This is a genomic window from Acinetobacter lactucae, assembly GCF_013344765.1.
GTDB classification, from domain to species: Bacteria; Pseudomonadota; Gammaproteobacteria; order Pseudomonadales; family Moraxellaceae; genus Acinetobacter; species Acinetobacter lactucae_A.
The window spans coordinates 19,438-30,702 of record NZ_JABVBF010000018.1 but is presented as its reverse complement, the minus strand read 5'-3'; the positions used below and the strand labels follow the sequence as shown (position 1 = coordinate 30,702).

14 protein-coding genes and 1 riboswitch are annotated in these 11,265 nt (G+C 40.1%); of the genes, 10 read left to right on the top strand and 4 right to left on the bottom strand.

Annotated features, from left to right (window positions below; translation table 11 throughout):
* On the top strand, positions 1-306 hold a 306-nt coding region (locus tag HUN22_RS03810), incomplete at its 5' end, for a hypothetical protein (protein ID WP_174726548.1).
* A gap of 100 nt (positions 307-406) precedes the next feature.
* Here the strand turns inward: HUN22_RS03810 and HUN22_RS03805 are convergent.
* Entirely contained in the window at positions 407-2,119 is a 1,713-nt protein-coding gene (locus HUN22_RS03805) for an electron transfer flavoprotein-ubiquinone oxidoreductase (protein WP_032005116.1), read from the bottom strand.
* A 187-nt stretch (positions 2,120-2,306) separates the two neighbouring features.
* Here HUN22_RS03805 and HUN22_RS03800 point away from each other — a divergent pair, with 187 nt between their 5' ends.
* The 5 genes from HUN22_RS03800 (at position 2,307) to HUN22_RS03780 (ending at position 6,710) form a co-directional block, all read left to right on the top strand.
* Positions 2,307-2,918 (top strand): DUF1285 domain-containing protein, encoded by a 612-nt coding sequence (locus tag HUN22_RS03800; RefSeq protein WP_174726571.1) that lies wholly within the window; start codon positions 2,307-2,309, stop codon positions 2,916-2,918.
* A 46-nt stretch (positions 2,919-2,964) separates the two neighbouring features.
* A complete protein-coding gene (gene murI, locus HUN22_RS03795) occupies positions 2,965-3,831 on the top strand; it encodes a glutamate racemase (protein ID WP_174726570.1) in 867 nt (288 codons plus the stop codon).
* Positions 3,832-3,947: 116 nt separating this feature from the next.
* A complete protein-coding gene (locus tag HUN22_RS03790) occupies positions 3,948-4,952 on the top strand; it encodes a DUF4062 domain-containing protein (RefSeq protein WP_174726569.1) in 1,005 nt (334 codons plus the stop codon).
* 73 nt (positions 4,953-5,025) lie between these two features.
* Complete coding sequence (hemH, locus tag HUN22_RS03785; RefSeq protein WP_174726568.1) at positions 5,026-6,042, top strand: ferrochelatase; 1,017 nt, start codon at positions 5,026-5,028, stop codon at positions 6,040-6,042.
* A gap of 23 nt (positions 6,043-6,065) precedes the next feature.
* Entirely contained in the window at positions 6,066-6,710 is a 645-nt protein-coding gene (locus tag HUN22_RS03780; protein ID WP_174726567.1) for an MBL fold metallo-hydrolase, read from the top strand.
* Here the strand turns inward: HUN22_RS03780 and HUN22_RS03775 are convergent.
* On the bottom strand, positions 6,707-6,901 hold the full coding sequence (locus HUN22_RS03775; protein WP_016144208.1) for a DNA gyrase inhibitor YacG: 195 nt from the start codon (positions 6,899-6,901) through the stop codon (positions 6,707-6,709). The genes HUN22_RS03780 and HUN22_RS03775 overlap by 4 nt on opposite strands.
* Positions 6,902-6,988: 87 nt before the next feature.
* Between HUN22_RS03775 and HUN22_RS03770 the strand changes: the two genes are divergently transcribed.
* The 4 genes from HUN22_RS03770 to crcB all read left to right on the top strand — a co-directional run bounded on the left by HUN22_RS03770 (position 6,989) and on the right by crcB (position 9,930).
* Positions 6,989-7,627: an SAM-dependent methyltransferase gene (locus tag HUN22_RS03770; protein ID WP_174726566.1), complete on the top strand. Its 639-nt coding sequence runs from the start codon at positions 6,989-6,991 to the stop codon at positions 7,625-7,627.
* Positions 7,617-8,822 carry a TIGR03862 family flavoprotein gene (locus tag HUN22_RS03765; RefSeq protein ID WP_174726565.1) on the top strand — a complete coding sequence of 402 codons (1,206 nt, stop codon included), beginning with the start codon at positions 7,617-7,619 and terminating at the stop codon, positions 8,820-8,822. The genes HUN22_RS03770 and HUN22_RS03765 overlap by 11 nt, the downstream gene beginning before the upstream one ends.
* 78 nt (positions 8,823-8,900) lie before the next feature.
* Positions 8,901-9,311: a GFA family protein gene (locus tag HUN22_RS03760; RefSeq protein ID WP_174726564.1), complete on the top strand. Its 411-nt coding sequence runs from the start codon at positions 8,901-8,903 to the stop codon at positions 9,309-9,311.
* Positions 9,312-9,356: 45 nt separating this feature from the next.
* Positions 9,357-9,423, top strand: a riboswitch (Fluoride riboswitch).
* A 126-nt stretch (positions 9,424-9,549) separates the two neighbouring features.
* The gene (crcB, locus tag HUN22_RS03755) at positions 9,550-9,930 is read left to right on the top strand and encodes a fluoride efflux transporter CrcB (RefSeq protein WP_005065982.1); all 381 of its coding nucleotides are present in this window, start codon (positions 9,550-9,552) and stop codon (positions 9,928-9,930) included.
* Positions 9,931-10,385: 455 nt separating this feature from the next.
* Here crcB and HUN22_RS03750 read toward each other — a convergent pair whose 3' ends face one another.
* Together HUN22_RS03750 and HUN22_RS03745 are read right to left on the bottom strand one after the other, a co-directional pair.
* Complete coding sequence (locus tag HUN22_RS03750; RefSeq protein ID WP_002114866.1) at positions 10,386-10,718, bottom strand: HopJ type III effector protein; 333 nt, start codon at positions 10,716-10,718, stop codon at positions 10,386-10,388.
* Between the two features lie 250 nt (positions 10,719-10,968).
* Positions 10,969-11,223, bottom strand: a complete 255-nt coding sequence (locus HUN22_RS03745) for a type B 50S ribosomal protein L31 (protein WP_002114896.1) — start codon at positions 11,221-11,223, stop codon at positions 10,969-10,971.
* Between the last annotated feature and the right edge of the window lie 42 nt (positions 11,224-11,265).

The window sequence follows — 11,265 nt, the reverse complement described above, 5'->3', positions numbered from 1 at the left end:
GAAGTGAATTGGTTACTTGAGTCTATCGCGACCATTATTTTATTTAGTCTTATTATTTTAGGTTCAATTCTACTCGGTTACAGAAATGCATATTTTGCTCCTGAACCAAAGATAAAGATGAGTTTTATCTTACATACAGGATTTATGGGGCTTTTGTTAATTATTGATTTATTGTTTGGGAAATCGGTTTGGTACTACGATTTAGCGCGAAACTTTGGTTTTCTTGGTCTGTTTTTATTAGGCACATTTATTTTTTATAAAAAGAATCTTAATTTAAATGTGGCAAAAATACCGCCTTTTCAATAAGTGGATATTAATAAAAAGCCCCGAATAATCGAGGCTTTATTATATATATTTGGATATGAGACACGGTTAGCAAAGCAACGCTTTGCCGTGCCGCAAGGAATTACATATTAGGGTAATTCGGACCACCACCGCCTTCAGGCGTTACCCATGTGATGTTTTGAGATGGGTCTTTAATATCACAAGTCTTACAGTGAACACAGTTCGCTGCGTTAATCTGGAAGCGTTTAGAACCATCATCATTTTCCATGATCTCATAAACACCAGCAGGGCAATAGCGCTGTGCAGGCTCATCCCATTTCGGTAAGTTCACATTCACTGGAATTGAAGGATCAGTAAGCTTCAAGTGAGCTGGCTGGTTTTCTTCATGTACAGTGTTTGAGATAAATACAGAAGACAAACGGTCAAAGGTAAGCTTGCCATCCGGTTTTGGATAGTTTGGTTTAAAGCTAGTTGCATCAACTGTTTTTAGTGCAGCAAAGTCTTGCTTCAAATCATGTAAAGTGAATGGCACTTTAAAGACGTTTTGATCAATAAAGTTAAATGCACCACCCATCCATTGACCAAATTTATGCATTGCTGGTCCAAAGTTGCGAGAGTTATAAAGCTCTTCTTTTAGCCAGCTGTTGTTAAATTTGTCAGTGTATGAAGTCAATTCTTTAACGAATAAATCTTCGCCTTCAGTAACACGTGCAATGGCAAGATCACCGCCTTTTTCTACACCCGCAGCAATCGCTTCAAATACAGCTTCACCACATAACATGCCTGATTTCATGGCAGTGTGTGAACCTTTGATTTTTGCAAAGTTTAAGAAACCTGCATCATCACCAATCAAGCAGCCGCCCGGGAAAGTTAATTTAGGCAGAGAGTTGAAACCGCCTTTCACTACAGCACGTGCGCCGTAAGAAATACGTTTACCACCTTCTAAATACTGTTTAATCAGTGGGTGAGTTTTCCAGCGCTGCATTTCCATAAATGGATACATGTGTGGATTTTCATAAGACAAGTCCACGATCATACCCAAAGTCACTTGGTTGTTTTCAGCGTGGTATAACCACCAACCACCGGAAGAAGCTGTTTCAGCTAAAGGCCATCCTGCACCGTGCATGACTAAGCCCGGTTTGTGTTTTGCTGGGTCAATTTCCCAAAGCTCTTTAATCCCGATACCGTAATGTTGAGGATCGGCATCTTTATCAAGGTTGTATTTCGCAATTAGGCGTTTACCTAAGTGACCACGGCAACCTTCAGCAAAGAGGGTGTATTTAGCGTGAAGCTCATAACCTGGGGTAAAGTTATGCGTTGGTTCACCATCTTTACCCACACCCATGTCACCTGTTTGAATACCTTTTACAGTACCGTCTTCATGGTAAAGCACTTCAGATGCAGCAAAGCCAGGGAAGATAGAAACTTCTAATTCTTCAGCTTTTTGCCCTAACCAGCGAACTACGTTACCTAAAGAGATCACATAGTTACCATCGTTATGCATGGTTTTAGGAACCATCCAGTGAGGTACTTCTTTAGAAGTGGTGTCTGAAAGTAAGAAGAAAGTTTTGTCTTCAGTTACAGGGACATTAAGAGGGGCGCCTTCTTCTTTCCAGTTCGGGAAAAGTTCATTGATGGCACGTGGCTCAAGCACAGCACCAGACAAGATATGCGCACCTACTTCAGAGCCTTTTTCAACTACACAAACAGAAAGATCGGGTAAGTTTTTTTCAATCGCTAATTGACGGATCTTAATCGCAGCAGATAGACCTGCAGGTCCTGCACCTACGATGACAACGTCAAACTCCATCGATTCACGTTCGATGTGTTCCATGTAGGACTCCTCAATACTTAAAGGTGGCAACCGTCATATTCAGAAAATTCGGTGCTGCCGTGAGTGTTTTAATCCATAGGCGCAAATATGCTATTGTGCCTTTTATCGTTTGGGCTAGTATAGTTTTAAACCATGATCTAGCCAATTGGCTGAGTCGTAACATTTTTTCGTCAGCAAGGCATAAACTATGGTAAATCAAAATAATTCACCATCGGATATGGGAAAAATACCGTTATCTGATGATAAAAACTTAATGAACATTGCACAATACTTAAAAGGTGTACAGCAAAGTCACAAAAGGTCAATTCCACCTTTAGAGCAGTGGCATCCAAAGCATTGCGGTAAAATGGATTTGACGGTGAAATCCAATGGAGAATGGTGGCACGAAGGTCAATTAATCAAGCGCCAAGCTCTATTAGATCTGTTTACCAAAGTCCTATGGAAAGAAGAGGGTAAATTCTACCTGAAAACCCCTGTAGAACAAATTGAAATCGAAGTTGAAGATGAACCTTTATTAGTCAATCAGGCAGATCAGGTCGAAATTTCAGGTGAGCAGTTTTTACAACTGACCACCACCAATCAAGATGTGATTTTAGTTGATGCAGAACATCCGATTTTTATGCGTGAATATGAAGGGGAGTTACGCCCTTATGTGCATGTCCGTTTTGGTATTAATGCACTGATTCAGCGTCAGGCTTTCTATCATTTGGTGAACTATGGAACACTGATTGAAAACGATAAAGGTGAAACCATTTTAGAGCTAAAAAGTGGTAATTTGCTCTTGCAATTAGGCACTTGAGGTTTAAGCTTTAGGGAGTGAAATTTTCTGACACTTCAGTACAGCTATGACCGCCATACAACCTTTACTTTCCGAGCTAGAACCTATGCCTAAAGCATCAGCAGATGCGCCAATTGGTATTTTTGATTCGGGAATTGGAGGGATGTCAGTTGCAGTAGAAATTGCTAAATATTTACCAAATGAACGTATTGTGTATTATGCCGATACTGCCTACGTTCCGTATGGTCCACGCTCTGATGAAGAAATCAGGGAACTCACGGCGCGAGCAGTCGATTGGCTATATCGTCAAGGCTGTAAAATTGCAGTCGTAGCTTGCAATACAGCTTCCGCTTTTAGCCTTGATCATTTGCGTGAGCACTATGGCGAACACTTTCCAATTGTGGGATTGGTTCCAGCATTAAAACCTGCCGTATTACAGACACGTTCTAAAGTGGTTGCTGTGTTGGCGACGCCTGCTACTTTTCGTGGACAACTCATTAAAGATGTGGTCGAGAAGTTTGCTGTTCCGGCAGGTGTTAAAGTAATGACTTTAACTAGCCTCGAACTTGTTCCTTGTGTCGAGGCTGGTCAGCAAATGGGTGAGACATGTTTAAAAGCATTAAAACAAGTTTTACAACCTGCCGCTGAGCAAGGTGCAGACTATTTAGTGCTCGGTTGTACGCATTATCCTTTCTTAAATGAAGCAATTCATCATCTTTTTGATAACCAATTCACATTGGTCGATTCGGGATTAGCAGTTGCCCGACAAACAGCCCGTATTTTAATAAAAAATGCGTTATTATGTGACCAAATAGGTCAGAATGTTGCACGTATTGAATGTTATGTCAGCGGTAATAATGCTGAGGCACTGCAACCTGTTTTACAACATATGATTCCACAAGAGTTAACTTGGACACTTCATAATCTGAACTGATCTTTTGGCATCATTTAGAAAATAGTGTTTTTTTAGATTTTTATTTTATTTGGGGCGGTTCATAATCTTGGCTTATTTAGGCCATCTAAGATTATGGGGCGATAAGGGTATTTGTTATGCTCGATACACGCTATCAGATCTTTATTTCAACGTCAGGTCGCGAGATGCAACCTGAACGTATAGTTCTCTCTCAAACTTTAGTCAGTATGGGTTTTTTTGCTTGGGGATTAGAACATCGAACCCCCCTAACCACTACACTTGCTCGTCGGCAAATTAATGAATGTGATTACGTCGTTTTATTGTTGGGTAGCCAGTATGGAGAACAGTCGATTTCTGGTGTGAGTTATTTGTCTTTAGAATACGAATATGCGTTAAGTCAGGCTAAACCTATTATTGTGTTTATGCACGAACAGCCTGAAAGTCGTGAAATACATTTACAAGAAACACATCCACAGCTTAAAGATAAATTTCTCGCATTTAGAAAAAAGTTATTATTGGATGCGAATCATATTTTTTACTTTAAAACTCCACGTGAATTAGAGTTGGCTGTCCGTTTAAATATGCCTTTAATGGTTGAGCAACATATGGGACAAGGTTGGATTTCAGCTCATCAAGCTCACCACTTAGAGGATGAAATTAAGCTATTAAAAAGTAAAATTTCACAGTTAGAACAACAATTAGCAGAGTCATCAGCTCAAATAAATGACGTTGCTCCCCAAGATGTTTTTGCATTTGAATATCAAATTCAAGCATTTCAGGATGGCAATTTTAAAGAGCTTAAACGACAACGACAAATGACTTGGTCCCAGTTGTTAAGTATATTGGCAAAACAGTTTGAAACAGCGATGCCAGAAGAGAATTTTGGGACATGCTTGAATGAATATTTAAATCAGGCTGGTTTAGAGGATGCTCGTCAGGAGTTACCTCGCGCGCATGCTGTTGCTTGCGCACAGATTAATCATAAAGCATTGTTTCGGATTAAAAAGCAAATGCAACTGCAAGGCTGGATTGTTCCCACCCAAACTGGACAATCTTATAGCTTATGGAAAATCACTGCTAAAGCTCAAAAGTTATTACTTAGCTATAAATGGAATCATCGGGGTACTCGATTAAAAGCTTAGAGCGATTCAATTTATATATGATAATAAAAGCTGTTACATTAGTGACATAAGATGAATTGAAAGGCATTAACATATGTCGTTTGAACAAAAACCGAAAGTCACAGTCATTTTAGCGAATTTAGGCACACCGGATGAGGCCACTGTTCCAGCAGTTCGCCGTTTTCTAAAGCAGTTTTTATCTGATTCACGCGTGATTGAAATACCGAAATTCATTTGGTGGATTATTTTAAATCTGTTTGTTTTACCTTTTCGCCCAAAAAGGGTAGCACATGCCTATGCTTCGGTATGGTCAACAGATTCGCCCATGCGTGAAATTGTGTTTGAGCAAACTCAACGTATTCAGGCGTATTTACAACGAGAAAATAATCAGTTTGATTTAACCGTGATACCAGCAATGACCTATGGCAATCCGGGTATTGATGCAGTTTTAGAAAAACTGGGATCTAACCCGCAAGAGCATGTCATTTTATTGCCGCTATTTCCTCAATATTCAGCCACCTCTACAGCGCCGTTATACGATGCGTTTGCTAAATGGATTCCTACTCAGCGAAATTTGCCAGGTCTAACCATTATTAAAGACTATTATCAACATCCCATGTTTATTCAGGCATTGGCAGAAAGTGTTTTAGCTTATCAAGAGCAGCATGGTAAACCTGAAAAACTGTTGATGTCATTTCACGGTATTCCACAGCCTTATGCAGACAAAGGCGACCCGTATGCAGACCGTTGTCGCATCACAGCAAGGCTGGTGGCCGAAGCCTTACATTTGAAAGATGATGAATGGGCGATTAGCTTCCAGTCACGTTTTGGAAAGCAAGAGTGGGTTAAACCTTACACAGACCAACTCTTACAAGATTGGGCGAAACAAGGTGTTAAATCTGTTCAGGTATTAAGCCCAGCTTTTTCTGCTGACTGCTTGGAAACACTTGAAGAATTAGCCATTCAAAATGCTGAGTTGTTTCAAGAGGCGGGCGGTGGGAGCTATGCTTATATTCCTGCTTTAAATAGCAATCAAGCTCATATTGATTTGCTTGCAGGTTTAGTTCAGGCTAATCTTGATGCCCTTACTTATACCTTAGCCCACCGTTAATTGCGTTTTAGCCAGAGGTTTTTATGCTGCAAGTCAAAATTGTTCCAGTTACTGCATTTGCCCAAAATTGTTCTCTTGTTTGGGACAGTGAAACAAAAGAAGCAGTTTTGATTGATGCGGGTGGTGACGCTAATGTTTTGAAGAAAGAAGTAGAAGCCTTAGGCTTAAAGGTAAAGGCTCTTTGGCTCACTCATGGGCATTTAGACCATGCAGGAGCGGTGGGTGAGCTTGCCAAAGAATGGAGCGTTCCGGTTATTGGGCCACATAAAGAAGATCAGTTTTGGCTAGATATGATTCAGGACGTTTCTGCGCGCTATGGCTTTCCAATTCCGCAGCCAGTTAAAGTCGATCAATGGCTTGAGGGCGGCGAAGTGCTAAAACTGGGTGAAGATGAGTTTGAGGTACGTTTTGCGCCGGGACATACACCAGGGCACGTCATTTTCTATAATAAAAATCATGGCTTGCTTTGGACTGGTGATGTCTTGTTTAAAGGCTCGATTGGCAGAACAGACTTCCCGCGTGGAAATCATGAACAACTGATTGAATCGATTAAACGTGAGTGTTTTAGTTTGCCAGATGATACTCAGTTTATTTCAGGACATGGTCCGATGAGTACCATTGGCTATGAAAAACAATTTAACCCATTTGTCGCGGGCAAAGCGGGTTAATCCTCGTAATCATCTTCATTTTGACTACCCTTGTCATGCTGAGGCGCATCTTGGGTAGGCAGTTTATATTCATCATTTGCCCAAGCCCCTAAATCAATTAATTTACAGCGTTCTGAACAAAACGGACGAAATTCATTACCTTCCCAAACACTTGGTTCACCACAACGTGGGCAGGGGAATGTACGTGGCATAAAGCGATATCCTCAAAGTGAAGAGAAATAGATTAGGCAAAAGTCAGGTGACTTGTTAGACTTATGCCGATTTTTATTTAGTTTGATGTGATTATGCAGATTCGTCAATTTCAAGCACAACGTATGCAAGCGCCTCGCGATTTTACCCCAATTGAAAATACCCCAATTTGTGTAGAAATTGGAGCGGGCAAGGGTAAACATGCTTTGCTTTTTAGCGGGCAACAGCCGCAGCACACATTGTATGCAATTGAACGAACCCGAGAAAAATTCTTGGCAATGCAAAAACAGCATGGTTTGGAACCAAGAGATAATTTAATCCCTGTGCATGCAGATGCTTTACCGTGGGTGGTACATGCTTTGTACCCCGCGCAAGTAGAGCATTTCTTTATTCTCTATCCAAATCCAGAACCTCATAATCCGGCACAGCGCTGGTTGAATATGCCATTTTTTGAGTTCTTAATTTCTCGCCTGCAAACAGGTGGAACCATTACTCTGGCAAGTAATATTCCTGAATATATTGAAGAAGCAGAACAACAGTTAATTAATGTCTGGAAGCTGCCTTATCAAAAAGAAAAAATTGCTCAAACATCTGCGCGTACTCACTTTGAAATTAAGTATTTAGAACGTGGAGAACTTTGCCAACAGCTTGTGATCACTAAACCTGAAGGTTGCAGCACACGTTTTGATGAGTTTGCCCCATTACAAGGTCAAGTGCATGGCGAATAAGCGGGTTGTCATTATTGGTGCGGGTCCGGCTGGTTTAATGGCAGCTGAGGTACTGAGCCAATATGCTTATGATATTGATGTATACGAGCAAAAGCCTTCAGCTGCGCGTAAGTTTCTGATGGCAGGTAAAACGGGGTTAAACATCTCGCATGCTGAACCTTTGGTGCAGTTTATTGAGCGCTATGACCATGCAGAATGGCTCAAACCGTGGGTTGAAAAATGGAATGCAAGCTGGATTCAAAACTGGATGAAAAGCCTTGGAATTGAATCTTACGTTGGTACTTCAGGTCGTATTTTTCCTGTCGAAATGAAAGCGGCACCTCTATTACGTGCTTGGCTGAAACGCTTGGCAGAGCAACAAGTTAAATTCTTTTATCGTCACCGTTGTATTGATTTACAAGGTACAACAGTAACTTTAGAAAATCAGAATAATCAAAGCAGTGAGACTTTTACCCAGCAATACGATGCAGTGATATTGGCATGTGGGGCGGTGTCGTGGTCACAATTGGGTAGTGATGGCGCTTGGCAACAATGGATAGATCAATCCAACATTGAACCTTTTCAGCCAAGTAATGCTGGTGTACTTCACACTTGGTCGGCTTTTATGGAAAGCTGTTTTGGTGAGCCTTTAAAGCGTATCAATGCGTGGGTTGAACCCAGCCAAGTTACACATGGCGATATTGTGATTACTCACTATGGGTTAGAAAGTGGTGTTATTTATAAACTAGGGCGTGTTTTACGAGAACAGCAAAAACAAGGGAAAAGCTTAAATCTGTTTTTAGATCTATTGCCTGATGTAGAGCTTTCACAGTTAATTAAAAAATTGCAGGCTAGCAAAAAACAATCGCTGACTAATATCTGGCGTAAAGTAGGCTTAGATACGGCCAAGATTAACTTAGTCAGAGAAGTGGTTGATAAAGCATTATGGAACCAACCAGAGGCTATGGCACAGCAAATCAAAGCACTTCAAATCAACTTAGAAGGTTTTAGACCTATTGAAGAAGCGATTAGCTGTGCTGGCGGTGTTAAGCAAAATGCATTAACTGAAAACTTAGAGTTTAAGCAAACCTCAGGTGTATTCTGTTGTGGCGAAATGCTGGATTGGGACGCACCTACAGGTGGATACTTGCTTACAGCATGCTTTGCTACTGGACGAGCGGCTGGTGAAGGCGTACATTCATTCTTAGAGAAATAACGGCTTGATTTGATGCTATGTTTGATGTGTGAAAAGTGTTATTTTTGAGCGATCAATAATAATAGGATTTACGAGAACATGTCTCAAGCATCATCAGTTTATCAAGGAAGTTGTTTATGTCAGGGTATTCGCTATGAAATTAAAGGCGATATCGGAGATATTATTCAATGCCATTGTCAACGCTGTCGAAAATCCAATGGAACAGCTTTTGCAACGAATGCTCCGGTTAAAAGTACAGATTTTAAAATTACCCAAGGTGAAGACTTAGTTAAAAAATTTGCGGTGAACGGTGTGTACCGCTGGTTCTGTAGTGAGTGTGGTTCCCCGCTTATTAGTTCGCGTGATGCGCAGCCTGAACTGTATCGTTTAAGAATTGGGACGCTTGATACACCACTCGACCAAAAACCGACTATGCATATTTTTGCTGCTTCAAAGGCAGAGTGGGAATGCATCCATGACGATTTACCGCAATATGATGAACGCCCATGATTTTACAAAGTATGTTTAAATCAAATTCAAGATGATCTAATCTACTAAAAACGGGGAGATGGCATTCCTCCCTTGAAAAACCGCCGTATTGGCTAATGATGCCTACGTTATCCTCATGTATTTATATATCGCTGGGTACGTAGGTTATTGCGTACTCTGCTTATTTTTGGAGTACGTCATGTCATATTTCCCTTCATTATTTTTTGCTCTTTTAGCGTCTATCTAAAGGGGTGGTCCTATGTATTACTCTCTACTTTCAATTGCTTTAGGCTCAGTTCTAGGGGCATGGTTGCGTTGGTTTTTAGGTTTAAAACTTAACCCGATTTATCCGCAAATTCCACTGGGTACTGTCACTGTTAATTTAGTCGGTGGTTTTATTATTGGTTTTGCGATTGCCTATTTTGCTCAAAGTGATTTAAGCCCTAACTATAAACTTTTTGTGATTACTGGTTTTTGTGGTGCTTTAACTACCTTTTCAACGTTCTCGATTGAGATTGTGACTTTATTACAAAGTGGTAAGTTGGGAATGGCGATGTTGGGAATTTCCATTCACTTGATTGGATCGTTAATTTTTACGTGTTTGGGGTTGGCGACTTATCATTGGGTAGCGGGACATTGAGTGTTTGTTCCGGCTGAAATGTTTACTGCAGAGTCTTTTCAATAAAGTTTTATGTCTGGATTAGCCGTCGGCTCGACCTACTTTTGTTTTGGCAAAAGTAGGCAAAACCATTTTCATCAACAGAACCTGTTATCTGTTTACAATTATCCAATATGTCGCAGAAACATTATATTGCTGATTTGAGTCAGGCTGTTGATGATTTTCCGAGTATCTACTATAAGAGATTACTCAAATAGTTTAATTAATAATTAGTCATTTACTATTGTGCCAGACGGCATGGATGCCGTCGTTTCGCTGTGCTACATGGATGTAGCATCAGCGTAACAAAGGATTTTTGTTACTTTTCATCCTTGAAAAGTAAGGTTAGCCTATACAATCCATCATTTGGATATCACTTCCATTTTAGGCAGTGCTCATAATAAAAATTAAGACGTTCTATTATTTATTTAAATCTATTACTTTTCAGTTAAAGCCTGACCTTCAAACTTCACGCCATCCCAACCATTTTGCATAAACTGACGAATATTTTGATGGTCAGTTCCCTCTGGGGTAGCCAATACAGATGCGTAGTGCTCTGCAAATAAACTTAAAGTTTGTGCTTGGTCTAAACCTTGTAACTTGGCAAAAGAGAAAACTTTTGCACTGCCTTGATTTTCAGTTGCAGCGTTATGCTGTGCGCCATTTTGAAAAGCTGTTGGAGTATGTTGGTAGCGTGCTTCAATATGAGCTAAAACGTCTGAAAATTTTGCTGTGCCTGCTTGTAATTGGGCAAGTAACTCTTGTGCCATAATCTTAAATTTCCTATTAAATGGGGTTTAAGCATAGCATTGAATACATGCTTTGAAAGGTTGGCAGTTATAAAAATTGATGAGTTATTGAAAAAAATCAGAAGAGTTTTTATACAAGTTGTGGATAAGTTTTAGTTTATAAACAGTTTGGAAAAACTGAAAAAATACACATAAAAAAAGAAGCCTAAGTGGAGGAGATAGTCTTAGGCTTCCAATGATTTAAGTGTATTGATCAAACCTTAACGTAAGATTAACTCTTACGATTAAAGCGAGCGAAGCGTTTATTGAAGCTTGCCACACGGCCTTCGTTACTTGCTTGACGTACTTCACCTGTGTAAAAAGGGTGTGATGCACTTGAAATATCAAGAGTGACATAAGGATAGACTTTCCCTTGATATTCTTTGGTTTGTTTAGATTGAAGAGTACTACCAATTAAGAAGTACACGTCTGCATTAGTGTCATGAAATAACACTTGTTGATAAGCAGGATGAATATCTTTACGCATGAGAAAGTGTCCTAAATTATTTTTGATTAAAGAAATGTTATA

Coding starts and splice junctions, on each gene's coding strand:
- HUN22_RS03805 (WP_032005116.1), bottom strand. CDS start 2,119: ATGGAACACATCGAACGTGAATCGATGGAGTTTGACGTTGTCATCGTA.
- HUN22_RS03800 (WP_174726571.1), top strand. CDS start 2,307: ATGGTAAATCAAAATAATTCACCATCGGATATGGGAAAAATACCGTTA.
- murI (WP_174726570.1), top strand. CDS start 2,965: ATGACCGCCATACAACCTTTACTTTCCGAGCTAGAACCTATGCCTAAA.
- HUN22_RS03790 (WP_174726569.1), top strand. CDS start 3,948: ATGCTCGATACACGCTATCAGATCTTTATTTCAACGTCAGGTCGCGAG.
- hemH (WP_174726568.1), top strand. CDS start 5,026: ATGTCGTTTGAACAAAAACCGAAAGTCACAGTCATTTTAGCGAATTTA.
- HUN22_RS03780 (WP_174726567.1), top strand. CDS start 6,066: ATGCTGCAAGTCAAAATTGTTCCAGTTACTGCATTTGCCCAAAATTGT.
- HUN22_RS03775 (WP_016144208.1), bottom strand. CDS start 6,901: ATGCCACGTACATTCCCCTGCCCACGTTGTGGTGAACCAAGTGTTTGG.
- HUN22_RS03765 (WP_174726565.1), top strand. CDS start 7,617: ATGGCGAATAAGCGGGTTGTCATTATTGGTGCGGGTCCGGCTGGTTTA.
- HUN22_RS03760 (WP_174726564.1), top strand. CDS start 8,901: ATGTCTCAAGCATCATCAGTTTATCAAGGAAGTTGTTTATGTCAGGGT.
- crcB (WP_005065982.1), top strand. CDS start 9,550: ATGTATTACTCTCTACTTTCAATTGCTTTAGGCTCAGTTCTAGGGGCA.
- HUN22_RS03750 (WP_002114866.1), bottom strand. CDS start 10,718: ATGGCACAAGAGTTACTTGCCCAATTACAAGCAGGCACAGCAAAATTT.
- HUN22_RS03745 (WP_002114896.1), bottom strand. CDS start 11,223: ATGCGTAAAGATATTCATCCTGCTTATCAACAAGTGTTATTTCATGAC.